Raw genomic sequence first — 25,921 nt, forward strand, 5'->3', positions numbered from 1 at the left:
GCTCTGACGAGTCGCTGAAGCGAACCGGCCCACGCTCCTTGAAGGAGGGCGTGGGCCGGTTTTTTTATGCCTGGATTTCTTTCGCCAGGTCGACGGCAGCACACAATTGCAGGCATAAAAAAACGCAGAAACCAAAGCTTCTGCGTTTTTCGTTAACAGGCTCTGAACGATCAGTCGCGCGCCGTCCCCTCACAATCCAGGAGTACGGTTTCAAAGGAATCCAACAGTGTTTCGCCGTAAATCATGCTGCGATGCGGCAATGGCGAGTGGACCGAGCCTTGCAACTGCCCGCTGACGTTGTGTTGGCGCAATACCTGCTCCGAGTGCAGCACTTGCTCCAGAGTCTTGTGCGACAGCGACCACCAGCAACTGGCTCTGACGTTGAGCAGCGGCAGCGAAAACGCGTCGAAGCTTTTGACCAGTCGTTCGTGGATGTCGAACGCCTGGGCATTCATGATTTCCTGCTTGATGGCCTCCAGCGTCGTGATCATCGCGTGTTCGTCAGTGGCGGCTTGCTGGCTGGCCCATCGATAGAAAGCCTTGAGATCGGTCGTCGGGTTCTCGGCGATGTAGCGCGCCGCCGGCTCCTCCAGATGGGCGAACATCAGACTGAACATTTCCACGGCGACGGACAGTTCGTTTTCTGCACTGAAAAAATCGGGATTGTCTTCTTCCCGGGGTTTTCGTGGCAGATCCGCAGGGAAGATGCTTTCCGGCAGCGTGGTATCGACCAGGCCCAGGAACGTTACCTGTTTGCCTTGGCGCTCCAATTCGGCGGCCACGTCCATGGCGATCGCGCCGCCCAGTGACCAGCCCATCAGGCGGTAGGGTCCGTTGGGACACTTGTCGACAATCTGCTCGGTGTATTCGGCAATCATCTGCGGCCAGGTCTGGGTGCTGGCATCCTTGTCGGCAAAGCCTTTATGCATGATGCCGAAGGTGCGGGTGTGCTTGCTCAATCGCTTGGCCAGCGGCTGATAACAGAAGACGATACCGCCACTGGGGTGCATGCAGAACAGCGGGGGGGCCGATGAAGTCGTGCCGCTGAGCTCGACCACGCATTGCACCTGCTGTTGATGCTCCATGGCGATAAACCGGGCCAGCACTTCGACCGTGGGGTGCGCGAGCATTTGCTGCAGCGCCAGTTTGATCCCCAGTCGGGCGTTCAAGGCAGCGATGAACTGAATGGCCAGAATCGAATGCCCGCCCAGTTCAAAGAAGTTGTCGTCCAGACTTACCCGCTCGACGTGCAGCGCCTCCTGCCATAGCTCGGCCAGTGCTGTTTCGAGCGGAGTTTGCGGCGCACGAAACGTGGCGTGGGTCTGATGGATCTCGGGCAAGGGCAGCGCCTTGCGATCCAGTTTGCCGTTCGGGCTCAGTGGCAGGGCGTTCAGCACCATCAGGTGGCCAGGTACCATGTAGCTCGGCAATTGGCGTGTGAGTTCAGCCTTGAGGGGCTCGCGCAGTAGGCTTTGTTGCTGCTCGCTCGACGAGGCGACTACATAGGCGATCAATTGCGTGCCGGTCACCGCTTCGTGAGCGATCACCACGGCCTCACGCACGGCTGGCATTTGCAGCAGGCACGACTCGATTTCACCAAGCTCGATGCGGAAACCGCGAATTTTTACTTGATGGTCGAGGCGCCCGACGTACTCGATGACGCCGTCGGCGTTGTAGCGAGCCAGGTCGCCGGTGCGATAGAGGCGTCCGCCCTTGAGGCTGAACGGGTCCGGCATGAAGCGCTCGGCGGTCAGCTCTGGTCGATTGAAGTAACCACGCGCGAGCTGGTCACCGGCAATCATCAGTTCGCCCACGGTACCGACGGGTACGGGTTGGCCACCGGCATCGAGCAGATACACCGCGCGGCCGGCCAGCGGTCGGCCGATCGGGATGGTTTTGGGCAACGGCGCGCGACCGCTGACGTAGTCGGTGCAATCTTGCAGTGTCGAGTCGACTGTGGCTTCGGTCGGGCCGTAGACATTGAGCAGGCGCACGTGGCCAAGACCGGCCTGGCCCCAGGCAGCGACCGCCTCCGGTGGCATCGCTTCGCCGCCGACAACCATTTGGCGCAGTAATCCGTAATCACGCGGGCCGGCGGCAGCGAAATCCTTGGCCAGCATGTTCCAGTACGTCGTGGTCAGTTCACTGACGGTGATTTTTTTCTCCAGCAACTGCTGATACCAGGTCTCGCTGTCCCAGATAGCCTGCCCGCGCAGTACCACCGAAGCACCGCAGATCAGGGCCGGGTAAAGCTGATCGACAAATGCATCGAAATTGAAGGTGCCATATTGCAGCAGGCGGTCGGTCGGCGTCAGACCGTGGAATTCGAGGCCGATTTGTGCTTGACGGGTCAGTGCCGAGTGAGTGATCCCCACACCTTTCGGGCGACCGGTGGAGCCCGAGGTGAACATCACGTACGCCAGATTGTTGCCGACGGTGCGGCAGGGCGGATTGTCGGTATGACTGTCATCGAGAGGGTCGATGGCATCGACACATACAACGTTGACCGACGGTGTGGATGGCAGACGTTCAAGCAGCGAATGTTGCGTCAGCAAGACGCCCAGACCGCTGTCTTCAATCATCCAGGTCAGGCGTTCCTTTGGGTAGTCGGGGTCGAGCGGAACATAGACGCCTCCAGCCTTGAGCACGGCCAGCAGGCTGATGATCATGTGTGCCGAACGCTCTACGGCGATACCCACCCGGACTTCTGGGCCGACGGCACATTCGATCAGGGTTCTCGCCAGTTGGTTGGCCGATGCGTTGAGCTGCGCATAGCTCAGTTGCAGGTCGCCAACGATCAGCGCGAGCGCGTTGGGTGTTGCCCGTGCCTGATGCTCGAATAACTGGTGCACGGTTGCGTCGGGCAAGACCAAGGCGGGCGGGTTCCATTCCTTCAGTTGGACTCGACGTTCCTCAGGACTCAGCAGTGGCAGCTCGCTCAGGGCGCAGTCCGAATCCTCGGTGATGGCCTGCAACAGGTTTTGCCAGTGACCGGCAAGACGCTGGAGGGTCGCGGGGGTGAACAAGTCGCGACTGTATTCAAGGCTGGCGTCGATGCCGTCGAGCGAGTAACCGACGTCCAGCGACAGGTCGAATTTGGCCTGAGTTGTCCCCGCCTGCAGAAAGTCCAGCGCCAGGTCGCCCAGCATCAGCGGACCGTCGCCAGGCGCTTGCGTACGCCAGTTGAACAGCACCTGGAATAACGGATTGGCTTGTCTGTTCGACTGCAACTGCAGGGCGTCGAAGCTCAACTCCAACGGGTAGTCGGCATGATCCAGTGCGGCGAGAGTTTCGCGGCGCAGGCGCTGGAAAAAGTCCTTGCACGGCAGCTGCGGATCTATCCGTACGCGATAGACCTGAGCGCTGACGAAAAAGCCCACCAGCTCCTGGGTTTCGCTGCGATTGCGGCTCGCGTTCGGCACTCCGACCGTGAAGTCATGCTGGTTGCTGTAGCGGCTCAACAACAGCTGCCAGGCGCCGAGAGCCACCACAAACGGCGTCAGTCCAGACTGCTGGCAGAACCGGTTCAAGTTTCGCGTCAGCGCCGCAGACAGGCTGAAATCGTATTTGCCTGCCGGATGGGTGTTTTGTTCGTGGCGCGGGAAGTCGGTCGGCAGGTCCAGCGGCGGCAGGGTGTGTCCGAGGTAGTCGCGCCAATAGTCGGCGCTGACTGCGCACGCTGCACTGTTGAGGTATTCGCCACGCTGCCAGTTGGCGTAGTCGGCGTATTGAATGGCGGGTCGCCGCAACGGGGAAGGGTTGCCAGCCTCGACCTGTGCATACGCTTGCATCAAATCCTGCATCAAAATGGCATTGGACCAGGCATCGGAAGCGATGTGGTGCATGTTCATCAGCAGCAGGTGTTCATCATCGGCAATCTGTAGCAGCGTCGCCCGCATCAGCGGCGCCTGCGTCAGGTCGAAGGGCTTGCCGGCTTCGCTGCACATGCGCTGGGCAAGCTGTGCTTCGCGAACTTCGGCACTCAGGTTGCGCAGATCCTCGAAGGCAAGTTTCAGTGTCGCGAGCTGATCGACGACCTGCATCGCCACGCCGTCGATCTCGACAATCGCACTGCGAAGGACATCGTGGCGATCGATGACTTTGTTCAGCGCCGCTTCCAGATGCCGGGCTTGCAGCGTGCCTTTCAGGCGCACGGCACGCGGAAGATTGTACGCGGCGCTGTCGGGGTTCAGCTGTTGCACAAACCACAAGCGCTGCTGCGCGAACGAGAGTGGCGCCGGGGCCAGGTGGGGGCGGGCGGGGATGCCTTGGAGTTGCACGCCGGCATCGGCCATCAACAGCGCCAGCACCTCATCATCGAGTAAGTCGTTCATCGGTCTCTCGTGGTTGGCAGCGCCGTGGTCGCTGACGGCGTTGCCGGCAGCCGGGTTCACGGCGATAAACATTCAGGTTCAAGGCCGACAGCACGGACGTGCCGTCGGCAGACATGACGCAATCGCTCAGGCGGTTTCGAGGGGCTTTTTATGGGTGACGACCCGGCCACCTTCCATTCGCACCAGTTGATCGGCGACGTCGAAATAGCGGTCGTCATGGGAGATCACGATGATGGTCTTGCCCATCTGTTTCAGCTCCGGCAGCAGTTCGGTATAGAAAATCCGCCGGAAGGCCGGGTCCTGGTCGGCAGCCCACTCGTCGAACACCAGCACCGGACGCTCCTCCAGCCAGGCGTTGATCAAGGCCAGGCGCTTGCGCTGGCCGGTGGACAGATCGGTGGTGCTGAAGACGCCGTTCTCAATGCTCACCTTGTGTGCTATTTCCAGGCGCTCCAGATAACGGCTGGCGTCGGCGGGTACCTGTTGATCGCCCTGTACCAGTTCGTCGAACAGGTAGTAGTCGGCAAAAATGGTCGTGAACAGTTGGCGGTAGTCATCACGGGCGCGGGCATCAACCACCTGGCCGTTGAGCAATACTTCGCCGCGTTGTGGCGCGTACAAACCCAGCAGCAGTTTGATCAGTGTGGTTTTACCGCCGCCGTTTTCGCCGACGATAAACACGATGTCACCCTGAGCGATGTTTAGATTGACCGGGCCCAACTCGAAGGCAGCACTGCCTTTGACGGCTGGAAATGCGTAATGCACGTTGTGCATTTGCAGGTGCTGGACGGGGGCTTTACTTGCCGGCGCCGATTCGCTCAGCAGCAGGTGAGGTTCCGGCGAGGAAAACTGTTCGGCCAGATCATTGATGCGTTTGAAGGCGATGTTCGCGCGGCTGATCACCGGCAACGTGGTGATCAGGTATTCCAGCGGGCCCTTCATGTACAGCAAAACCAGTACAAAACCGCTGAGCACGGCTTTGTCAGTGCCAAGCCACAATGACTGGAGTGCCAGTACGAGGCCGATGACGACGAAGAACAGCATCGAACCGAACGTTTTCGCCATGACGAAAATGTTGACCGAGCGGATGTGGGTTTTGCAGATGAAATCAGCGGTGCCTTCGATGCGCTGGCTGAACATGCGCTGGCGGCGAGGCCGGTGAATACGCAATTCCTTGGCGCCGGCGGCAATGGCGCTGTAGTGCTTTTGCAATTCATCTTCGGCTTCACGAGCCGTTTCGAAACCTTTGATGCCTTTGTTGCGGGCGACGTATTGCACCGCAATGCCAATCACCAGGGCTACCAGCAACAGGATAAACATCGGCAACGACAGAAACGCCAGATACCCCAGGCAACCGAGGGTCACGGTAAAGGCGATGGCCAGCGGCGCGAAGGAAAAGGCAAAGTCACTGACCGTGTCGACGTCGTGGGTCAGCACCGGAATCAAGCGGTGGCTGCGGAACCGTTCAATCTGTTCGATGGGTGCCAGCAGAACCTTTTCCCCCAGGGATTTACGCAACCCGGCAATGATGTGCTGGCCGACATGGTTGGTGCCGATGTCCGACAGAATCGAGGTCAACAGGGCAAACGCGCAGAGCCCGGCAAACGTCGCCAGCACCGTGGGCGATGGACTGCCTGAGCCGTTCAGGGCTTTGTTGATGGTCGCCAGCAGGGCGGTGACGCTGACGCCACCGAGCATGCCGAGCAGGATCGACAGCGCCACGACGACCCGGTAAGGCTTGAGCAGGCCGAGGACTTCACTGATGGCTCCGCGCGATTTTGTGGTCATGGAGGTTTCCGCTTTTAGTGCCGGTCAAGGCATTGGTTCAAAGGTTGGGCTGGTTAAAAGACGAAACCCGCGAGCAGCGATTTAGCCGCCCGCGGGTTTATCGAGGACTCAGGCGACGAGTGAGCGGCCGGCGCGGCGGTAGCGCTCGGCGTTAGAGGTCGCGCGCCACGCGAAAGCCGATCCAGTCGCCGCGCTCTTCGGGAGCCAGCGCATTGCGGTTGCCGGAGCGGGAGAACACTGGCGCTTCACCCCAGTCGTTGCCGCGAATACGCTTGAACTGGCACTTGCCGGTTTGCCACGCGCTGCCGTCGCTCGGCGCGCCTTCGTAGTTTTCGTTGTAGCAATCGGCGGTCCATTCGTAGACGTTGCCGTGCATGTCGTACACACCAAAGGCGTTGGCTGCGAAGCTGCCGGCCGGCGCGGTGAAGTTGTAGCCGTCGGCCGCACCGTAGGTGTTGGCGTGCTTGGCGATGCTGTATTCCTTGCCCTCATCGAACGGAAAAGGGAAGGGGCCGCTGGTGCCGCCACGGGCGGCGTATTCGCGCAGAGACTCGCTGACCAGTCGGTACTGCTTGCCGGTTTTCTTCGACAGCCAGGCCACGTAGGCGTTGGCCTCGGCGAAGTTCATGCACACCGCCGGATGCTTGTCGGTGTACTGCTTGCGCGGGTCGCTGCCGGCATAGTCCGGGATCCCGGCCTTGCACGCGCGTCCCGGGCGGGGATCGCCATCCGGCATGACGTAACCGGTGTCCTTGAGGTAGGCGAACCACTCGCCCTTGAGGACCTGGAAGCGGCTGATCGCCAGAGGCTTGGCGAATGTCACCGGGTGCATCGGGCCTTCGTCCGGTTCGCGACCGACTTCGTCTTCAGGGGTGCCCATGGTGAACGTGCCGGTAGGCAGCACGACCATTTCCGGGCAGTCCTTGCAGTCCTTGAACACCTTGCCCGGTGCGGGAGCGGTGGCGGCCTGGGCAGCGGTCGGCAACAGGCAGGCGGCGAGGGCGGTCAGCATCAGCGCCGACAGGCTCTTCACGGCAAAACGAGGCAATTCACTGTTCATTTCGAGTCTCGTCAAAAGAAAAAAAGTTCGGGCTCATAACGCCTTATCCAGAATCGCAAGCAGGCGGTCGATTTGCGCTTCGTCGTTGAGCAGCCCCGGCGCGGTACGGATTACCGGCCCGACATCCCGCTCTACGGCATCGGCTACCACTTTGTTGGTCATCAGATACGCCGCGATCTTGTCGCTGTCCTTGCCCTTGACCCGGAAGAAGGTGAACCCTGCGGACAGCTCGGGGCTCAATGGCGTAACCAGTTCGATTTGCGGGCGCTGTTGCAGGTGTTTTTTCAGGTAGCTGTTGAGTGCGTGAATGCGCGCCTCGACTTCGGCCTTGCCCAGCTGCAGGTGCAATTTGAAGGCTTCATCCAGCGCCCACCGATGCTCGAACGCGTGATAGCCGCCGGGCGTCATCGTGGTGGCAAACGTTGTCGCTTCAGAGAACGTCGGAATGATCGGCGTGACGTATCGGACGTCTTCGAAGCGGCTGCAAATGATCCCGGTGCCACGCGGACCGAACATCCATTTGTGGGTGCCGGCGACGAAAAAATCGCAGTTCATCTGCGCAAAGCTCAGGTTGTCCACGCCAAATCCGTGAACGCCATCTACCACGTAGATGATCCGGTCGGCATCGCTACGTCCGCGGTTGTGCTTGTCGACGAGGGCGCCGATGTCACCGATCGGCAGCTTCACGCCGCTGCCCGAATGCACCCAGCACATACCCAATACGCGGGTTTCGGGGCGAATGGCGCTGTCGATGGCGGCGAGGATTTCGGTTTTTGTCGCGGTTTGCGGGTCCTTGAACAGACGGATCTTGCGCACCTGGGTGCCATCACGTTCCTTGCGCAGAGCGAGGATGGTGTGAACGGCATAGTGTTCGTGGGCGGTCGTGAGGATTTCCTGATCAGGGCGCACATGCACGCCGCCATAAATCGTCGCCAGACCTTCGGTGGTGCTGCCGGTCAGGGCGATCTGTCTGGCATTGGCTTGCAGGTATTGACCCGCCCAGACCCGCACGTTTTCTTCGCGCTCCTCGATCACGCCCAGGTCCCAATCCATGGCCAGACCGGGATTCTTGTCGAGGGCGGCGCGATGCCGCTCGATCGCTTCTCGCACAGGTCTGGGGTGCGAGGTGATCAGGAAGTTGGAGAAGTGCAGGTAGTCCGGGTCCTGATCGAACAGTTGCCGCAATTGCGTCCACTTATTGCGCGGCAGTGGCGCAGCGGGCGAAACACTGGCGATGCTCGGCAGACTCGCCCCCAATGGCAACGCGGCAGCAAGAATCCCCGCCTGCTTCAGAAAGTCACGACGATTGCTCATGGCTTGGCGGCTCCCTGCGCTGTGGCCAGCGCCGGTTTGGCGGATTTTTCTACCTGATCCCAGACGCGCAGGAAGTTGCCGCCCCAGAGCTTGGCGATGTCGGCTTCGGTGTAGCCACGCGACAGCAGTTCGGCGGTGACGTTGCGAATCTCACCGACGTTTTCCCAGCCTTTGACGCCGCCGCCTTCGTTGAAGTCCGAGCTGATGCCGACGTGGTCGATGCCGATCTTTCTGACCGTGTAATCGATGGCATCGCCGAGGTCTTTGAGGCTGGCTTTTGGCTCGCCCTCGAGGATTGCGTAGAGCTGACCGGCGTACTCGCCGAACTTCCGTTCCGACCACGCCGAGATGATCGGATCGCCGGGCATCAAAGCCATGGCCAGGTTCGGCAATGGCGGCAGGTCGTAGCGTTTGCGTAACTCGTTGAGTTTGTCCTGGGTCTCTTGGGTGAGCGGTCGCAGGTATTGCGAGAAGCCGACGACCTGCACCACGCCACCGCTGTTCTTGATCAGCTGCATTTCCTTGTCGCTGAGATTGCGCGGGATATCCACCATCGCCCGAGGTGCCGAGTGCGAAGCCACCAGCGGCGTACGGCTCAGCTGCGCCACTTGCTCCAGGGCCTTGGTCGACATCTGCGACACGTCGATGATCACGCCCAGGTCGTTCAGGCGTTTCACCGCTTGTTTGCCCAGATCGGAAAGGCCATCGAGGGCGTCCGGTGAATCATTGAAAAACGGCAGCGGGCGCGACGAGTCAGCCCAGTCGTTGTTGCCGATGTAGCTGAAGCCGAACATGCGCATGCCACGCGCCGTCCACATATCCAGCAGGTTCAAGTCATGGCCCAGTGGATAGGCGTTGAGCATGCTGATGAAGATCGCGAACTTGCCTTCGCCGTGCAGACGGCGGAAATCGGCCGGGGTATAGGCAATGCCAACCTGATTGGGGAAGTCGCGGACCATGCCGGAAATGATTTTGTAGCGCACTTCCTGCTGGTTGCGCGCCTCGTCGACAAAGCCTGCGGTTGGTCTGTGCGGGGCGTTGGCGCCGTTCCAGATTTCCGGCCAGCCAAAGATCGTCAGTGCCGCGCCCGACAGGCGTCCGCGGTTAGCCTTGACCAGGTCGAACTGCTCGCTGCCGTCCTTGTCGACTTCATTGCCGGTGGTGCCGAAGTTCTGGGTGATGGTGATGTGGCTGTCGAACGAGAGCATGTGTTCGTGCAGTTCTTCGGCTTGCTGCATGACTTTGCGTGGATAGCCGGGATTGTCCTTGAACCAGATATCCCAGACCGCGAATCCGGCCCCGGCGCTGATTGCCAGAGCCAGCGGCAGGCCAATGTAAAAAGCCTTTTTCGAACGTGGTTTTGTCATTGCCATCTCAGTCAGGTTCGCCGTCGAGGTGCAGGCACAGAGGCCTTTGCTATCTGGGAAGAACGAGTGGACGACGGCGAAATTTAGCCCCGCCAACCTGTGCTGAGGTGATCCGTGTTGTCGGGCTTAAATTTGCCGGGGCAGTAAACGTTCTAGCTTGGATAAAGCCTGCTTCAGGGCTGACACAGGTAGGGCAATGAGGATTTCTCGACGATGGTTCATGGCAGGCCTGGCGCTGACCGGCGCTGCCGTGCCTGCAGCTTATTTCGGGCATCGCGAATGGACGAAGCCTGACCCGACAATCCCTCCCGGTGAGGCGTCGTTCGACGTCGCCGACGTGGCCGGGCAACGCCTGGCGAACGCACTGCGCGGGGTCTGGAAGATCCGTTTCACGGGGCGTGACGCGGGCCTCGATGGGTTGCCAGCTCAGGGCCTGGAAGTGTTTATCGACATCGGTCAGAAAGGTCGAGGTGTGTGCGGCTTTCTCGACACGCCGCAGCGTCTGCGCTCTTCCGAAACACCGCGTTACCGAATACTCGGCGATCTGGCCGGGGCCGAGTCTTCGAAACTTAGCTGGCGGTTGCTCGGCACTGGCGGCAGCGTCGACTACGAACTGAATATGGTCCTCGACGAAGTCTGGTCCGATTTCGGTAATGCCGGCAGCGGCACGCTCAGTGGCAGCGTGCAGCGTCTTGATCGCGCGTTGGCATTGCCGGCGCAGGATCACCGTTTCATAGCGGTCAAGTGTCTGTTCCCGGAAGCGCGTCAACGCACGCCGCTGAATCCGCCATTGCTGGCCTGGCTGGTGTCGCCCGAACATCGACTGTTCCATCAGGTATGGCACGCCTCGCGCGACAAGTGGCACACCCTGTCCGAAGACAAGCGCAACGCATTGCGCGGTCTCGGCTGGCAGCCCGGCCCGCGTGATCAGGAGCGCGACGCTCGTGGCCCACGCAAGGATCGCAACGGTTCGGGCGTCGATTTCTTCTTCATGCATCGGCACATGCTCGGTACGGCGCGCTCCCTGCAGGATCTGCCGTCGTGGGAATTCTTCCCGCTGCCGCAGCCAGAGCTGGTACGCGATCGTCAGGGCTTTGCCCGATATTTCGACAACCATGACGGCACGGCGCTGCCGCCGACATGGCTCGCCGAGGGCGACGACGAATTCAGTCAATGGGTCAGCGATATCAAGACCGCCGAAACCTATCAGAGCAACTTCGAAGTCTGGGAGTCGCAGTACCGCGACCCGCAGTACCTGTCGAAGCTTACCCTCGGCCAGTTCGGTTCCGAAGTGGAGCTGGGCCTGCATGACTGGCTGCACATGCGCTGGGCCTCGGTGCCGCGCGATCCATCCAATGGTCAGCCAGTGCCGCTGGCCCGTGATCTTGATGATTTCGCCCCACGCTGGTTCGCGCCGGAGAACGACTTCCTCGGTGACCCGTTTTCATCGCATGTGAGCCCGGTGTTCTGGGCTTTCCACGGCTGGATCGACGACCGCGTGGAAGACTGGTTCCGTGCCCACGAACGGTTTCATCCGGGGCAAGTGACTCGTCTTGAAGTCAACGGCGTAAAGTGGTTTGCCCCGGGCCGCTGGGTCGAGGTTACTGATCCGTGGCTGGGGCCGACCACGCACGGTTGCAGCACTGTCCCCGGCTTGCAGGTTGGCAAATCCGTGGAGATGGACCCGGAAACCATGAAGCTGGCGCTGCGCATCGTGTTCGGCGCAGATGAGAAGAAGCTCGAAGGCTTGTTCCGGCGAGTGCCGAAGCGACCTTGGTACGCGCGTAATCTGAAAGCCAAGACCAACCCGGCTTGGGATCGCGTTATCGCTAATTCGCGAGCAGGCTCGCTCCCCCATTCGACCGCGGTCCTTCAACAGGAATGAGATCCAGTGTGGGAGCGAGCCTGCTCGCGAAAGCGGTCTGACAGCTGATCCGGTTACATCGTCTGCCAACCACCCCCGAGTGCCTTGTACAACGCAATGCTTGCCTGCATCCGCGACAATCGCAGCTGCACGTTCTGATCCTGCGCTGCATATAACGTGCGCTGCGTTTCCAGTACGGTCAGCAAGTCCTCGGCGCCGGCCTGATAGCGGCTCTGCGCGATGTTGAACGCGGTCTGCGCCTGACTAAGTTCTTCGCTCTGCCACTGACGCTGGTCATCGAGGCCGCGGATGCTGTTCAGCGCTTTTTCCACATCGGCAAAGCCATTGATGATTGCGCCGCGATAGGTTTGCAGCAGTTCTTCCTGGCGAGCCGTGGCCTTGTCGCGCTCGGCGCCGAGCCGACCATTGTTGAAAATCGGTGCGACCAGCCCGGCGGTGAGGTTGTAGAACGGGCTGCGCCACAGATCATCAGCCTGATTGGCGCCGGTGCCGAGGCTGGCGGTCAAGGTGAGTTTGGGCAGCATGGCCGCGCGCGCTACGGTGACATCTGCCTGGGCTGCCGCCAGTTGTGCTTCGGCGCGTGCGATGTCCGGGCGGCGGGTCAGCAACTCGCTGGGAAGGCCGGCGGATATCGGCGGCCATTGCAGCTGATCGAAGGATTCCAGGCTGAGCGGCACGTCTTGCACCGGTCGGCCGAGCAGCGCGGCCAGACTGATCTGTGCCTCCCCGGCCTGTTGCTGGACGGCTGGCAACTGGCGCTGCTGAGCGGCCACCAGGCTTTTTTGCTGAGCGAGCTCAAGCGCGGTGGCGGAGCCTGCGTTGTAGCGGGTTTGCACTAACTGCAGGACGCTTTGCGCATTGGCCAGATTGAGTTCGGCGATGCGGCTCTGCTCCTGCAAGGACAGGAGCTGCGCATAGCTGTTGGCGACGCCACTGAGCAACGTCAGCTCGACGGTGGCGCGGTCGAACTCGCTGGCTTGCAGGCTGAATTGCGCACTGTCGCGCGAGGCGCGCTTGCCGCCCCAGAAGTCGATTTCGTAACTGGCACTCAGGCCGACATCGAAGTAGTCCACCGCCTTGTTGGTGCTGTCGGCATCGAGTTGACGGTAGCCACTGCCGCGTAGCAGTTTCTGCCGATTGGCGTTGCCGGTGCCCTGTATTTCCGGCAGTTGCGATCCACCGGCGATCACCGTCCCGGCACGCGCCTGACGCACGCGCGCAATGGCCGCGGCGAGATCGTAACTGCCGACCTGGGCCTGTTCGATCAGTTGGTTGAGTTGCGGGCTGGCGAATTGTGTCCACCAACGCAAGTCATTGCGCTCGGCGTTGGCGCTGTGAGGTGACTGCCAGGCGGCGGGCGGCGCTATGCCGCTGTCCGGGCGTTGGACGGGACTGGCGCAGGCACTGAGGATCAGGCATACGGTCAACAGGCTGAGGCGCGGTTTCATAGATCGATCATTCACTGGTAAGGGCCGTGACCGGGTCGAGCCGGGCAGCTTTGCGGGCCGGCATGAAGCCGAAGACAACACCGGTTACCAAGGCGCAGCCAAAAGCGCCCAACACGGCCATCAAAGAAAAGGCGACGGCGACTTCGCTGAGAATCAGCACACCACCGACCATCAGCGCCAGCGCGATCCCGGCGATGCCGCCGACCACCGAGAGCATCACCGCTTCAGTGAGGAACTGGCGCAGGATGTCGCGCTGGCGGGCGCCGGTAGCCATGCGGATACCGATCTCGCGAGTGCGCTCACGCACGGTCATGAGCATGATGTTCATCACGCCAATGCCACCGACCAGCAGCGAGATGGCAGCAATCGAACCGAGCATCAGCGACAGGGTATTTTGCGTGCGGGCTTCGGCCTGGATCATTGCGGCATTGTTGGTCAGTTCGAAATCCTTTTTGCCGTTATGCAGGCGCAACATCAATTGTTCGATGGCCAGTTCGGTGTCCTTGACCTTGCGCGCGTCCGCGGCGGCGATGGCCACATACTCGGGGTCGCGTGTGCCGAACAGGCGCACGCTGGCGGCGGAGTAGGGCACGGCGATGCGGTTGTCGCTGTCCGAGTCGCCGGAGCTGGCGCCTTTTTCCGCGAGCACGCCAACCACCTGGAAAGGCACGTTCTCGATCAGGATGTATTGGCCGATCGGGTTGGCCACATCCTTGAGCAGTTTGGTGCGCACCTTGTGGCCGATCACCGCGACGGCTGCCGCGTTCTGCTCATCGGCCTCGGTGAAGTAACTGCCCTGAACCACCGGCCAGTTGAAAATCGCCGGGAAATTGGTGTCGTTGCCGCCGACATAACTCAAGTGATCGGCATTGCCGAAACGCACACCGGCCTCGGAGCCGTTGACCGGCATGATCCGCTGTACCTGCGGCAGGCTCGCCAGCGCATGGACATCGTCGAGGGTGACGACTCCCGGCGGCGTCCGCGGATTGGGTGCCGAGCCACTGAGATAAATGATGTTCGAGCCGAACGCGCCCATTTGCGCCATGACCTGACGCTTGCTGCCTTCGCCCACTGCGAGCATCACCACCACCGACGCCACGCCAATGATGATCCCCAGCAAGGTCAACGCCGTGCGGAAGCGATTGATCCACATCACCCGCCACGCGGCGTGCAGTGCATCGATCAGTTCGCCTTTCCAGGCACCGGTGGCTTCAGCCCCTTCGCTCAGCCGCTTGCGCAGATCGACTGCTTGCAAGGCGCCGGGATTGGCGCTGGTTTGCGCTTCGGGATTGTCCTTGGCGCTGTCGTTGATGATCAGACCGTCGCTGATTTCGATGATGCGTTTGGCGCGGGCCGCGACTTCGCGGTCGTGGGTGATGAGGATCACCACGTGTCCCTGGCTCGCCAGCTCGTCGAGCAGCGCCATGACTTCCTTGCCGCTGTGACTGTCGAGGGCGCCAGTCGGTTCGTCGGCCAGAATGATGTGGCCGCCGTTCATCAGGGCGCGGGCGATCGATACCCGTTGTTGCTGACCGCCGGAGAGTTGATGCGGACGGTTGCCGGTGCGAGAGGCCAGGCCTAGACGTTCAAGCAGGGCGGCGGCACGTGCGTGGCGTTCGGCGGCGGGAATACCGGCGTAGATGGCCGGCATTTCGACGTTTTCCTGGGCCGAGCCGGACGGAATCAGGTGATAACCCTGAAACACGAAACCAAAGGCTTCGCGGCGAAGCCAGGCCAGCTCATCGCTGTCCAGGCCGGCAACGTTTTCCCCGGCAAAGCGGTATTCGCCGGCAGTGGGGCGGTCGAGACAGCCGAGGATGTTCATCAGCGTCGACTTGCCCGAGCCCGACGCGCCGACAATGGCCACAAATTCACCGGCATGGATCGACAGGTCGATACCGCGCAGTACGTGGACCTCAGGGGCGTCGCCACCACCGTAGGATTTGCGGATGTCCTGCAGGTCGATCAGGGGCGTTTGCATTCAACCTCCGCTGCCGTCAGCCGGGCCGATCAGCAAGTGGTCGCCTTCGTTGAGGCCATCGAGGATCTGCACTTTCAAGCGGTCGCTGATACCGGTCTGTACCTCGCGGGATTGAATTTCGCCATTGGCGGCGATCACCCGTGCGGTCTGGCGGTCAGCTTGGGCGCTGCCTTGCAGGGCGGCGACCGGCGCGGTGAGCACGTCTTTCGCCTGGTTAGCTACGAAGAACACTTGGGTGGTCATTTCGGCCATCAAGGCGTTATCGGCGTTATCAACGTCGAGCAACACGGTGTACAGCACCACTCGGGCGCTGCCGCTTTTGCTCGAACTGGACGGGCTGCCGCCGCCCTGACTGGTCTGATCGAGCGGTTTGGGGGGGACCGGCAGGATTTGCCGCACGGTACTGTTCCAGCGCCGGTTACCGCCGCTTAGGGTGGTGAAGTACGCGGACATGCCGGGTTTGACGTGGCCGATATCCGCCTCGGATACCTCGGCCCAGACTGTCATCGGCGAGAGTTTGGCGATGCGCAGGATCAAGGGTGTTTGTTGCTGGGCGTTGAGGGTCTGGCCTTCGCGGGCGTCGAGGGCAACCACGGTGCCTGCCATCGGCGCATAAATGCGCGTGTAGCCGAGTTCGGCCTGATCGCTGCGCAGACTGGCTTCAGCCTGGCGGATCTGCGCGCGGAACATGTCGATGCGCGCCTGCGTCGCCTTGAGCTCGGCGCGGGCGGTCTGCACGTCTTCTTCACGGGTGGCGCCGCCCGCGGCCAGATTTTGCTGGCGCTGGTATTTCTGCCGCGCCAGTTCATGTTGGGCCTGTTGTTCCTGCAGCTGCGCCTTGAGGTTTTCGATGGAAAATTGGCTGGCGTCGAGTTTGGCCTTTTGCGTGGCGGGGTCGATTTCCACCAGCAACTGACCCTCCTTGACTACGTCGCCAACTTCGACATGGATTTTGCGGATCTGCCCGGACGCCTGTGCGCCGACGTCTACGTAGCGCCGTGGCTGGAGGGTTCCCAGCGCGGTGACGCTGCTTTCAATGTCGCCGCGGCTCACTTGCACGGTGGCGAACTTGTCCCGGCTGGGCGGCAAAATCTGCCAGGCAGCAACGGCGACAACGGGAATCAGACAAAGGCCTGCGAGCAGGGCGCGTCGGGCGGGGCGGGGACGTTTCATGCAGGGTTCCGGCCAGTGGAAATCGACCCGTCACTCAGTCGGCACCGCACGCGGGTCACGACCGAACGCTGGCGCAGAACGCGACAGACACGGGGAGCTGTCCTTTAAACGAGGAAAGGGGCGGTAAATTTAAGCGCTGAAAAATGCGCTAACAGGTATAGCCCCTAACAATTTGTCGGGCAAATCGAAACAAGTCTTTAAATCTATATGAGAATTACTATAAATTACGCATCTGAAATTGCCACCATCCTGCCACTGTCGTTTTGACCGTAGCGGAGCTGGCTCAAGGATCGAAACCGCATCGCTGCGGCCGGGAGTCATGTTGGAAAACTACTATCGCGAGCTGGTGTGTTTCCTGAACGCCAAGCTGGGCAACCGTCAGGTGGCCGAGGATGTGGTGCATGACGCTTATCTGCGGGTGCTGGAACGCTCCAGTGAAACGCCGATCGAGCAACCTCGGGCGTTTCTTTATCGCACCGCGCTGAATCTGGTGATCGACGATCATCGGCGCAATGCCTTGCGTCAGGTCGAGCCGCTGGAAGTGCTCGACCATGAAGAGCGCTATTTCACCCCGTCCCCCCACGGCACGCTCGATCATGGTCAACGCCTGGAGATGCTCCAGCGGGCGCTGGCGGAATTACCACCGCTGTGTCGTGACAGTTTTCTGCTGCGCAAGATCGAAGGACTGTCCCACAACGAAATTGCCGAGAGCCTCGGTATTTCCAAAGCGCTGGTGGAAAAACACATCGTCAATGCCATGAAACATTGCCGCCTGCGGATCAAACAATGGGATATCCATTGATCTTTCCTCGCTAAATTTTTTTTCACCGTCCTCGTTCCTACTCAACAGACGATCTGCTGTCCTGCTTCGGGCCGGTCAGGTCACCCAGGCTTTAGCCCCACGGTAGAGGGGTTCATCCAGAGGACACTGGAAATGACACAGGCAATTGCATCGCCCATCGTTCACGATCTGATCGGCGTCGGTTTCGGCCCTTCGAACCTGGCGTTGGCCATCGCGCTGCAAGAGCGCGGGCCGATCCAGGGTGAACTGGATGTGCTGTTCCTCGACAAACAGGCCAACTACAGCTGGCACGGCAACACCCTGTCGACCCAGAGCGAGTTGCAGATTTCCTTCCTCAAGGATCTGGTGACCCTGCGCAATCCGACCAGCCCGTACTCGTTCGTCAATTACCTCAAGTACCACGGTCGCCTGGTGGATTTCATCAACCTGGGCACCTTCTATCCGTGCCGCATGGAGTACAACGATTACCTGCGCTGGGTCGCCGGGCAGTTCACCGAGCAGAGCCGTTATGGCGAAGAAGTGCTGACCATCGAGCCGGTGCTGCATAACCACCAGGTTGAAGCGCTGCGCGTTATTTCTCGCGACAGCCAGGGGCAACAACATGTGCGGACTACCCGTTCGGTGGTGGTCAGTGCCGGTGGCACGCCGCGTATTCCCGAGGCGTTCAAGGCGCTGAAGGGCGACAACCGTGTGTTCCATCACTCGCAATACCTGTCGCAGATGGCCAGCCAGCCGTGCGTCAACAATCAGCCGATGAGCATTGCGATCATCGGTGGCGGGCAGAGCGCGGCGGAAGCGTTCATCGACCTGAACGATTCGTTCCCCTCGGTGCAGGTCGACATGATCTTGCGCGGCTCGGCCCTCAAGCCGGCGGACGATAGCCCGTTCGTCAACGAAGTGTTCTCGCCGGAGTTCACTGACTTGGTGTTCCAGCAGAACAGTGCCGAGCGTGAGCGTCTGGTCAACGAGTACCACAACACCAACTACTCGGTGGTCGACATTGACCTGATCGAGCGCATCTACGGCATCTTCTATCGCCAGAAGGTTTCCGGAATTGCCCGTCATGCGTTCCGCACCCTGACCACCGTCGAGAGTGCTACCGCCACCGAACACGGCATCGAGTTGGCGGTACGCAACAACGCCACTGGCGAAGTCAGCGTACGCCTCTACGACGCCGTGGTACTGGCCACCGGTTACGAGCGTCAGATGCACCGTAAATTGCTGGCGCCGCTGGAAGAATACCTGGGCGAGTTCGAGGTTGATCGCAACTACAAACTGATCACCGATGAGCGCTGCAAGGCTGGCATTTACATGCAGGGCTTCTGCCAGGCCAGTCATGGTTTGAGCGACACATTGTTATCGGTACTGCCGATTCGTGCCGATGAGATTGCGGGCTCGCTGTATGAACATGGCAAGCATCGTGGGCACCGTTCGATGGCGGATTTGCTGTTGGCGACTGCCAGCTGAATCTGCGCCGCCTGATACACCGCCTTCGCGAGCAGGCTCGCTCCCACATTTGGTTCTTTGATGAATACAAAAAACGTGTTCGCTGGAGATTCCCTGTGGGAGCGAGCCTGCTCGCGAAGGGGCCCTCAAGAACAGCAAAAAAGTCCTTCCTGAACGCTTCCTGAAGATCCAGCACATTCCCCGCCACACTGCTTTTCACGGGTTTACTCTCCAGACATCGAGGCGTAAGCTTCGCGCGTTTTCATCAATAGCGGAGACCCACAGTGGGTACTTGTTCGAGTGACAGTTGTCGGCCGGTCTCGGTAACCGGCAGATTCTCGGCAAGATAACGCGCATTTTTTTGCCGTTGTCTCGCCGTAAAAGCGAGCAGCGGCATCCCGTACATGGCCAGTCCTTGGTCATGTCTCGACGTCCTTCTCATCGACGCTGAACAGAGCGTGATGTCGACTTTAAAGTCGCCATCGCAGCCCTATCGACACGCCTGTCTTTTCTGACCGGCGCGCCATGCCTTGCCGTGCCGGTTTTTCCGGCGGACGAGGCGCGGTCGTACCTGCTTGACGGTTTCCCGGCTGACCATAGGGGCAACAGCCATGAAATTTACGCTCAAGGAATTTTTCGCAGGTTTTCTGCGTACCCGCCACATCGCCCGGCACTTCCGTCGCCTGGCGTTGCTGGAAACCATCAACGACACCACGGTCAGCCGTGAAGTCCCGCCAACTTTGGCCAACACCCTGGTCGATGCCGCGCACAGCGACAGCTCGGCATTGCTCTCTTCACTGGGCACGCACTCCGATGGCCTTACCGATTTCGAAGTCGATGCACTGCGTGCGCAATACGGCCTCAATGAAGTCGAACACGAGCAGCCGCTGCCGTGGTGGACCCACCTGTGGCACTGCTACAAAAATCCGTTCAACCTGCTGCTGACGCTGCTTGCGGTAATCTCGTGGCTGACCGAAGACCTTAAAGCTGCCGTGGTGATTTTCTCCATGGTGGTGCTGTCGACGCTGCTGCGCTTCTGGCAGGAAAGCAAATCCAACAAGGCTGCCGACGCGCTTAAAGCGATGGTCAGCAACACCGCCACAGTAATGCGACGTGATGCGCCGCGCAGCGAGTTGCCGATCAAACAATTGGTGCCAGGCGATCTGATCGTGTTGTCGGCCGGCGACATGATTCCAGCCGATTGCCGGGTGCTCAGCGCCAAAGACCTGTTCGTCAGCCAAGCGGCGATGACCGGTGAATCGATGCCGGTGGAGAAATTCCCGCATCAGGCTGATCGCGATACACGCAATCCGCTGGAGCTGGACAACATTCTGTTCATGGGCACCAACGTCGTGTCTGGCACGGCGGTGGCGGTGATTCTCACCACTGGCAACAGCACCTATTTCGGTGCGCTGGCGCAGCGTGTCGGCGCTACCGATCGTGCGGTCACTTCGTTCCAGCAAGGGGTCAATAAAGTCAGCTGGTTGCTGATCCGCTTCATGTTCGTGATGGCGCCGCTGGTGCTGTTCATCAATGGCTTCACCAAGGGCGACTGGACTGAAGCACTGCTGTTTGCGCTATCGGTTGCGGTCGGGCTGACCCCGGAAATGCTGCCGATGATCGTCACCTCGACGCTGGCCAAAGGCGCGGTATTTCTGTCACGCAAAAAAGTCATCGTCAAACGCCTCGACGCGATCCAGAACTTCGGCGCCATGGACGTGCTGTGCACCGACAAGACCGGCACGCTGACCCAGGACAAGATCTTCCTTGCGCGCAACGTTGATGTCTGGGGCGAAGATTCTGACGACGTATTGGAAATGGCTTACCTGAACAGCTACTACCAGACCGGCCTGAAAAACCTGCTGGACGTGGCCGTGCTGGAACATGTGGAAGTCCACCGTGAGCTGAAGGTTGGCACCGCGTTTCGCAAGGTCGATGAGATCCCGTTCGACTTCAATCGCCGGCGCATGTCGGTCGTGGTAGAAGGGCGCGGCCAGGCGCATCAACTGATCTGCAAAGGCGCGGTGGAAGAAGTGCTGGCGGTGTGCAGCCGTGTGCGTCACGGCGACGTCGATGAAGCCTTGAGCGATGAATTGCTGACCCGGATTCGTCAGGTCACCGCAGCATTCAACGCTGAAGGCTTACGCGTGGTGGCAGTAGCGGCCCGCTCGATGCCTGAGGGGCGCGACACCTACAGCCTGGCTGATGAGCAGGAACTGACGCTGATCGGTTACGTGGCGTTTCTCGATCCACCGAAGGAAAGCACCGCACCGGCGCTCAAGGCTTTGGCCGAACATGGCGTGGCGGTGAAAGTGCTGACCGGTGACAACGAGTTGGTCACGGCGAAGATCTGCCGCGAAGTCGGCCTCGCTCAGCAAGGCCTGCTGATGGGCAACGACATTGAGCGCATGAGCGACGCCGAACTGGCCGTGGCGGTGGAAAACACCAACGTTTTTGCCAAGCTGACGCCGTCGCACAAGGAGCGCATCGTGCGCATCCTCAAGGGTAACGGCCATGTAGTCGGCTTCATGGGGGATGGCATCAACGACGCGCCGGCGTTGCGCACCGCCGACATCGGCATTTCCGTCGACAGCGCGGTGGACATCGCCAAGGAAGCGGCAGACATCATCCTGCTGGAAAAGAGCCTGATGGTGCTGGAGGAGGGCGTACTCGAAGGGCGTCGGACCTTCGCCAACATGCTCAAGTACATCAAGATGACCGCCAGTTCCAACTTCGGCAACGTGTTCTCGGTGCTGGTTGCCAGTGCGTTCATTCCGTTTCTGCCGATGCTGCCGATGCACCTGCTGGTGCAAAACCTGCTCTACGACATTTCGCAGATCGCCATTCCGTTCGACAACGTCGATGAGGAGATGCTGAAGAAACCGCAACGCTGGCAGCCGGGCGATGTCGGGCGCTTCATGCTGTTTTTTGGGCCGATCAGTTCGATCTTCGACATCACAACGTTCGCCTTGATGTGGTACGTATTTGATGCCAACACCCCGGATCACCAGACGCTGTTCCAGTCCGGCTGGTTCGTGGTGGGCCTGCTGACCCAGACGCTGATCGTGCACATGATCCGCACGCCGAAGATTCCGTTCGTGCAAAGCCGTGCAGCCCTGCCGCTGCTGGTGATGACCGGAATCATCATGGCGGTCGGCATCTTCCTGCCGATGGGGCCGCTGGCGCACTACTTCAAATTGCAGGCGTTGCCGTCGATGTACTTCGTGTTCCTGCCGGTGATTCTGCTGGCGTACATGGCGCTGACTCAGGCAGTGAAAGGTTTCTACATCCGCCGGTTTGGCTGGCAGTAACAGCAGTACAACGCTGTTCCCCGTTTGGGAGCGAGGCTGCTCGCGAAGGGCTCGTGTCAGTTGCATTTATGTTGGCTGACATACCGCTTTCGCGAGCAGGCTCGCTCCCCCAGGGGATTGGTATGTTTTCAAGGACAAGACTATGCAAGCCATCAACAACCTCAACCTCACCTCGCTGCTCGACACCCTGATCAGCCTCAGCGCCGCGTTCCTTCTCGGCGGCCTGATCGGCTTCGAGCGACAGTACCGGCAACGCACCGCCGGCCTGCGGACCAACGTGCTGGTGGCGGTCGGCGCGGCGATTTTTGTCGACATGGCCAACCGTCTCGCCGGGGCCGAGGGCGCGGTGCGCGTGGTGGCCTACGTTGTCTCCGGCATCGGTTTTCTCGGCGCCGGTGTAATCATGCGTGAGGAAGGCAACGTGCGCGGTCTCAACACCGCTGCCACCCTGTGGACCACCGCTGCGGTGGGTGCCTGCGCCGGTGCCGACCTGCTGGCCGAAGCCGTGCTAGGCACGCTGTTCATCCTCGCCGCCAATACGTTGCTGCGGCCGATCGTCAATAATATCAACCGCCAGCCACTGGACGTGGTCTCGGCCGAAGTCACCAATATCGTCTACGTGATCGCCCGACGTTCACAGCAAAAAGCTGTGCTCGCCTTACTCGAAGCCGAGCTGGAACGCAGCAACTATCCGGCCAGCGACGTCGATGTGCACGCCTTTGGCGCCGACGAAGTCGAGATCGAAGCGACGCTGGCGACCACTTCGGTAGACGGCGATGAGCTGGATGCACTGATCGCGCGGATCTCGACGTCGGCGCTCGTGGTGCAGGCATTCTGGAGTCCGAGTACGACGGAATGACGTTCCTAAGACATCCACTGCCTTTGATCAATCAAGTAAGCCAGGCCGGTGATTGCGGTGTGGCTTTCTTCTTGGTTCGCCTCCAGAAATCCCGCTCGTTTATCAGACTTGTCCTACATGTTTTGCTGCGTGCATTGATTAGAGTTTCCCGCTGATTGGAAACATTTCCTACGGCCGGCGAAATCAATGTCCTACAAACACTGGCGAATTCTCGTTGCTGAAGAGCAACTCATCGAGCGCAACCGAATCTGCAAGTCCCTCAACGAACTGGGATATCGCACGCTCACACCGGTGCGTTCGTTTCGTGAACTGCTGGGCGTGACCCATTACTCGTTCGAACCGTTCGAGCACTTTGATCTGCTGGTCATCAACGGTGAGCTGATCGCTGCCGCCGGGATTGATTCGGTGCGGTTTTTCCAGAGCAACTCGCAGATTCGTCACGGTGTGATTTATGACGCACGCCGTGGCCAGGCACAGGCAGAAACGATTTATGCCAACCAGCGACGCCAGTTGACGCTGATCCGTACGCCGGATCGGCAAACCCTGGCTGCATTCCTTGAACACCTCGATATTTAGGATAAGTCCCATGAGATTTGAGACTTTTCCTAACGAGTTCTACGCAGAAACGCCGGACACTTGTGCGAATTCCACCATCCTCGAGGCAACGATCATGTCCCTTCAGACGCTTCGAATTCTGGTGCTTGAAGATCATGCGTTCCAACGCTCGGTTGCGGTCAGCATCCTGCAAAGCCTGGGGTGTCGACTGATATACGAAGCCAGTGACGGCGCGCAGGCACTGGCCCTGTTGAAGGACATCGGCTGCGTAGACGTTGCCCTGTGCGACATGCAAATGGAGGGCATGGACGGCCTGCAGTTCTTGCAACGCGTAGGCGCGTCCGGGCAGGTCAAGTCGGTCATCATCAGCAGCTCGTTGTCGGCCGATCTGCGCCGCGCGGTGCATCAAATGATTTCGCTGCTTGGTCTGGACCTGTTGGGCGATGTCGGCAAACCACTGCATGCACAGGTGTTGGCTGATCTGCTGGACAAATATGTTGAGCGGCCGAGCTTTCTCGAGGCTGCGCCTGCGGTCGTCACTCTGGCCGGTGAGGTGTCCGTGCGTCGGGCGCTGGCCGAGGGGCAGTTGCACGCCTGGTATCAGCCAAAATTCAATCTTCGCAGCGGTGAAGTCTGCGGTGCAGAAGTGCTCTGTCGCTGGCTGCATCCAACCCGGGGCATTATTTCGCCGGCGCTGTTCATGCCGGTGCTGGAACGCTGTGGCCTGCTCGACGCGTTGCTGTTCTCTCAACTCGATCAGGCTTTGGATATTCAGCGAAGCGCCCGGGAGCAGGGTTTCGTCCTGAATCTGGCGTTCAACCTGCAAGCCGTGCAGTTGGCCAACGCTGAGCTGACCGCCTCCCTCAAAGGCATTTTGGCGCGCCACGCCGCTCAAGGCGCGGGCCTGACCTTTGAACTGACCGAAAGCGGCTTGCTGGAGGCGCCGGCTACCAGCCTGGAAAGCCTGGTGCGGTTGCGGATGATGGGGTGTCGCTTGTCGATCGACGACTTCGGGGCCGGGTTTTCCTCGCTGCAACGTTTGTGTCAGTTGCCTTTCAACGAGATCAAGCTTGACGCTGATTTCATTCGTAACCTTGAGCGTGAACCCCGTTGCCGCGCAGCGATCAGCAGCACTTTGGCGCTCGGCGAAACCCTCGGTATGACCGTGGTGATCGAGGGCATCGAGACCGATGCGCAGCGCCGCGAGCTGCTGGCACTGGGATGCACGCAGGGGCAGGGGTATTGGTACGCAAGGCCGATGGCCGGAACCGATTTGCTGAACTGGCTGCAACGGCGCAGTTATCGGCAGATCTCGGGCGAATGATTTTTTTAGGAAATGTCCTACAGAACCTGCCGTTGAGGTTGCGTAGTCTTGCCGCACCCAGAAACCTGATCACCGGGAGATTGACCATGATCAATAAAGCCCTGCGTATCCTTATCGCCGATCCGCAGCATTTTCACCGGATGAAAGTCGAGCGTCTGTTCAACGGCCTCGGCTACTACCGCGTTGCCCCCGTGCAGAGCATCGCCGAGCTGTTGACGCTGGTGGACTACGGCTGTGAACCGTTCGACGTGGTGGTTATCAACGCTGAACTGGCAATGGGGTCGCTGGATCTGCTGGGTTTTTTCCTCGACAACCCGCTGGTGCATCACGCACTGATCTACAACGAACCCTCGGCGCCGTTGCAGGTTAAAGCGGGTTTCGCGCAGGAGAACGTGCAGATCAGTCATGCGGCATTGCCCAACGAACAGGCAATCAGGCACTTGATGGCGTTGGTCGATGCACCCCAATGGAAACAGGATGGCGTTGAGCAGCGTCGGGCTTATGCATAAAAACACTCTCACCAAAACTGTCAGATCTGACAGGTGATTTCCATTCCATTGCGTGTAACAGTCGCTTCGCAGCCATTGAGTCTGGATCAGCCGATCCCGGTGGTCTTATTGCCAGATTTTGTAGCGGGAGTGGAAATGAAGTCAGCGCTGATCGTCGACGATCACCCGGTGGTGCGCGCCGCCATCCGAATCGTGCTGCAAAACGAAGGTTTCAAAGAGATTCACGAGGCGTCCAGTGGCAATGAGGTGGTGCAGTTGGTCCGCGAGCACCGGCCCCGGTTGGTCGTGCTTGACTTGTGTTTGCCAGCACTCGACGGACTGGACGTACTGGCCCGAATCAAGGCCAACGACCTTCAGTGCCGAGTCCTGGTGTTCAGTTCTCACGATGCCGTGTTTTATCAGGAACGCTGCCTGCGCGCCGGAGCGATGGCTTACGTCACCAAGACCAATCAACTGCAACAGCTGCACAAAGCCATTCAGGCAGTGATGTCGGGCTACACCTATTTTTCCGCGATGCCGGACAACCTCAGCGTGTTGAATGCAGTGCATACCACGGAAAAACAGATGATCGATCAGCTCTCTGATCGAGAGTTGAGCATTTTCGTGCAACTGGCGCAGGGCAAGCCCAACAAGACAATTGCCGAGGACATGCACCTCAGTCACAAAACTGTCAGTACCTACAAAACCCGACTGATGAAGAAGCTCGGCATGGGTACAGCGGTGCACTTGCGCGATTTCGCCAAGCGCAATCATTTGATCTGAGCA

The 25,921-nt window shown here is 60.1% G+C and carries 17 protein-coding genes; 9 read left to right on the top strand and 8 right to left on the bottom strand.

Annotated elements, in window-relative coordinates:
- Positions 1–170: 170 nt before the first annotated feature.
- The 5 genes from H8B20_RS03950 to pvdM all read right to left on the bottom strand — a co-directional run bounded on the left by H8B20_RS03950 (position 171) and on the right by pvdM (position 9,863).
- The gene (locus H8B20_RS03950) at positions 171–4,334 is read right to left on the bottom strand and encodes a non-ribosomal peptide synthetase (RefSeq protein WP_228732646.1); all 4,164 of its coding nucleotides are present in this window, start codon (positions 4,332–4,334) and stop codon (positions 171–173) included.
- A 126-nt stretch (positions 4,335–4,460) separates the two neighbouring features.
- Positions 4,461–6,122, bottom strand: coding sequence for a cyclic peptide export ABC transporter (locus H8B20_RS03955; protein ID WP_150596861.1), 1,662 nt, complete (start codon positions 6,120–6,122; stop codon positions 4,461–4,463).
- Positions 6,123–6,273: 151 nt separating this feature from the next.
- Positions 6,274–7,182: a dihydropyoverdine dehydrogenase gene (gene pvdO / locus H8B20_RS03960; RefSeq protein WP_210622402.1), complete on the bottom strand. Its 909-nt coding sequence runs from the start codon at positions 7,180–7,182 to the stop codon at positions 6,274–6,276.
- 33 nt (positions 7,183–7,215) lie between these two features.
- Positions 7,216–8,496 (bottom strand): pyoverdine-tailoring periplasmic protein PvdN, encoded by a 1,281-nt coding sequence (pvdN, locus tag H8B20_RS03965; protein ID WP_210622403.1) that lies wholly within the window; start codon positions 8,494–8,496, stop codon positions 7,216–7,218.
- On the bottom strand, positions 8,493–9,863 hold the full coding sequence (gene pvdM / locus H8B20_RS03970) for a dipeptidase (protein ID WP_210622404.1): 1,371 nt from the start codon (positions 9,861–9,863) through the stop codon (positions 8,493–8,495). The genes pvdN and pvdM overlap by 4 nt, the downstream gene beginning before the upstream one ends.
- Positions 9,864–10,059: 196 nt before the next feature.
- Between pvdM and pvdP the strand changes: the two genes are divergently transcribed.
- Complete coding sequence (pvdP, locus tag H8B20_RS03975) at positions 10,060–11,748, top strand: pyoverdine maturation tyrosinase PvdP (RefSeq protein WP_274611380.1); 1,689 nt, start codon at positions 10,060–10,062, stop codon at positions 11,746–11,748.
- A gap of 53 nt (positions 11,749–11,801) precedes the next feature.
- Here pvdP and H8B20_RS03980 read toward each other — a convergent pair whose 3' ends face one another.
- Genes H8B20_RS03980 through H8B20_RS03990 form a run of 3 tightly spaced genes read right to left on the bottom strand, consistent with a single transcriptional unit; the run spans position 11,802 to position 16,350 of the window.
- Positions 11,802–13,196 carry an efflux transporter outer membrane subunit gene (locus tag H8B20_RS03980; RefSeq protein WP_210622405.1) on the bottom strand — a complete coding sequence of 465 codons (1,395 nt, stop codon included), beginning with the start codon at positions 13,194–13,196 and terminating at the stop codon, positions 11,802–11,804.
- A 7-nt stretch (positions 13,197–13,203) separates the two neighbouring features.
- Positions 13,204–15,177 carry a MacB family efflux pump subunit gene (locus H8B20_RS03985; protein ID WP_210622406.1) on the bottom strand — a complete coding sequence of 658 codons (1,974 nt, stop codon included), beginning with the start codon at positions 15,175–15,177 and terminating at the stop codon, positions 13,204–13,206.
- Positions 15,178–16,350, bottom strand: a complete 1,173-nt coding sequence (locus H8B20_RS03990) for an efflux RND transporter periplasmic adaptor subunit (RefSeq protein ID WP_210622407.1) — start codon at positions 16,348–16,350, stop codon at positions 15,178–15,180.
- A 319-nt stretch (positions 16,351–16,669) separates the two neighbouring features.
- Here H8B20_RS03990 and H8B20_RS03995 point away from each other — a divergent pair, with 319 nt between their 5' ends.
- From H8B20_RS03995 to H8B20_RS04030, 8 genes are all read left to right on the top strand, one after another.
- Positions 16,670–17,152 carry a sigma-70 family RNA polymerase sigma factor gene (locus H8B20_RS03995; RefSeq protein WP_274611381.1) on the top strand — a complete coding sequence of 161 codons (483 nt, stop codon included), beginning with the start codon at positions 16,670–16,672 and terminating at the stop codon, positions 17,150–17,152.
- Positions 17,153–17,284: 132 nt separating this feature from the next.
- Positions 17,285–18,619: a lysine N(6)-hydroxylase/L-ornithine N(5)-oxygenase family protein gene (locus tag H8B20_RS04000; RefSeq protein ID WP_210622409.1), complete on the top strand. Its 1,335-nt coding sequence runs from the start codon at positions 17,285–17,287 to the stop codon at positions 18,617–18,619.
- A gap of 590 nt (positions 18,620–19,209) precedes the next feature.
- Positions 19,210–21,909 carry a magnesium-translocating P-type ATPase gene (mgtA, locus tag H8B20_RS04005; RefSeq protein WP_210622410.1) on the top strand — a complete coding sequence of 900 codons (2,700 nt, stop codon included), beginning with the start codon at positions 19,210–19,212 and terminating at the stop codon, positions 21,907–21,909.
- A gap of 142 nt (positions 21,910–22,051) precedes the next feature.
- A complete protein-coding gene (locus H8B20_RS04010) occupies positions 22,052–22,768 on the top strand; it encodes an MgtC/SapB family protein (protein ID WP_210622411.1) in 717 nt (238 codons plus the stop codon).
- Positions 22,769–22,954: 186 nt separating this feature from the next.
- The gene (locus tag H8B20_RS04015) at positions 22,955–23,344 is read left to right on the top strand and encodes a hypothetical protein (protein ID WP_210622412.1); all 390 of its coding nucleotides are present in this window, start codon (positions 22,955–22,957) and stop codon (positions 23,342–23,344) included.
- 10 nt (positions 23,345–23,354) lie between these two features.
- Positions 23,355–24,647, top strand: a complete 1,293-nt coding sequence (locus tag H8B20_RS04020; RefSeq protein ID WP_475492983.1) for an EAL domain-containing response regulator — start codon at positions 23,355–23,357, stop codon at positions 24,645–24,647.
- A gap of 86 nt (positions 24,648–24,733) precedes the next feature.
- On the top strand, positions 24,734–25,156 hold the full coding sequence (locus tag H8B20_RS04025; protein ID WP_210622413.1) for an ANTAR domain-containing protein: 423 nt from the start codon (positions 24,734–24,736) through the stop codon (positions 25,154–25,156).
- Between the two features lie 135 nt (positions 25,157–25,291).
- Entirely contained in the window at positions 25,292–25,918 is a 627-nt protein-coding gene (locus H8B20_RS04030) for a response regulator transcription factor (RefSeq protein WP_210622414.1), read from the top strand.
- Positions 25,919–25,921: the final 3 nt, after the last annotated feature.

Source organism: Pseudomonas sp. P42 (genome assembly GCF_017973755.1).
GTDB classification, from domain to species: domain Bacteria; phylum Pseudomonadota; class Gammaproteobacteria; order Pseudomonadales; family Pseudomonadaceae; genus Aquipseudomonas; species Aquipseudomonas iridis.

What these genes read in the sequence shown, in the direction of transcription:
- pvdP (WP_274611380.1), top strand. Translation starts at nt 10,060, where the DNA reads ATGAGGATTTCTCGACGATGGTTCATGGCAGGCCTGGCGCTGACCGGC.
- H8B20_RS03990 (WP_210622407.1), bottom strand. Translation starts at nt 16,350, where the DNA reads ATGAAACGTCCCCGCCCCGCCCGACGCGCCCTGCTCGCAGGCCTTTGT.
- H8B20_RS03985 (WP_210622406.1), bottom strand. Translation starts at nt 15,177, where the DNA reads ATGCAAACGCCCCTGATCGACCTGCAGGACATCCGCAAATCCTACGGT.
- H8B20_RS03980 (WP_210622405.1), bottom strand. Translation starts at nt 13,196, where the DNA reads ATGAAACCGCGCCTCAGCCTGTTGACCGTATGCCTGATCCTCAGTGCC.
- H8B20_RS04025 (WP_210622413.1), top strand. Translation starts at nt 24,734, where the DNA reads ATGATCAATAAAGCCCTGCGTATCCTTATCGCCGATCCGCAGCATTTT.
- H8B20_RS03955 (WP_150596861.1), bottom strand. Translation starts at nt 6,122, where the DNA reads ATGACCACAAAATCGCGCGGAGCCATCAGTGAAGTCCTCGGCCTGCTC.
- H8B20_RS04015 (WP_210622412.1), top strand. Translation starts at nt 22,955, where the DNA reads ATGTCCTACAAACACTGGCGAATTCTCGTTGCTGAAGAGCAACTCATC.
- H8B20_RS04000 (WP_210622409.1), top strand. Translation starts at nt 17,285, where the DNA reads ATGACACAGGCAATTGCATCGCCCATCGTTCACGATCTGATCGGCGTC.
- pvdO (WP_210622402.1), bottom strand. Translation starts at nt 7,182, where the DNA reads ATGAACAGTGAATTGCCTCGTTTTGCCGTGAAGAGCCTGTCGGCGCTG.
- mgtA (WP_210622410.1), top strand. Translation starts at nt 19,210, where the DNA reads ATGAAATTTACGCTCAAGGAATTTTTCGCAGGTTTTCTGCGTACCCGC.
- H8B20_RS04030 (WP_210622414.1), top strand. Translation starts at nt 25,292, where the DNA reads ATGAAGTCAGCGCTGATCGTCGACGATCACCCGGTGGTGCGCGCCGCC.
- pvdM (WP_210622404.1), bottom strand. Translation starts at nt 9,863, where the DNA reads ATGACAAAACCACGTTCGAAAAAGGCTTTTTACATTGGCCTGCCGCTG.
- H8B20_RS03950 (WP_228732646.1), bottom strand. Translation starts at nt 4,334, where the DNA reads ATGAACGACTTACTCGATGATGAGGTGCTGGCGCTGTTGATGGCCGAT.
- pvdN (WP_210622403.1), bottom strand. Translation starts at nt 8,496, where the DNA reads ATGAGCAATCGTCGTGACTTTCTGAAGCAGGCGGGGATTCTTGCTGCC.
- H8B20_RS03995 (WP_274611381.1), top strand. Translation starts at nt 16,670, where the DNA reads ATGTTGGAAAACTACTATCGCGAGCTGGTGTGTTTCCTGAACGCCAAG.
- H8B20_RS04020 (WP_475492983.1), top strand. Translation starts at nt 23,355, where the DNA reads ATGAGATTTGAGACTTTTCCTAACGAGTTCTACGCAGAAACGCCGGAC.
- H8B20_RS04010 (WP_210622411.1), top strand. Translation starts at nt 22,052, where the DNA reads ATGCAAGCCATCAACAACCTCAACCTCACCTCGCTGCTCGACACCCTG.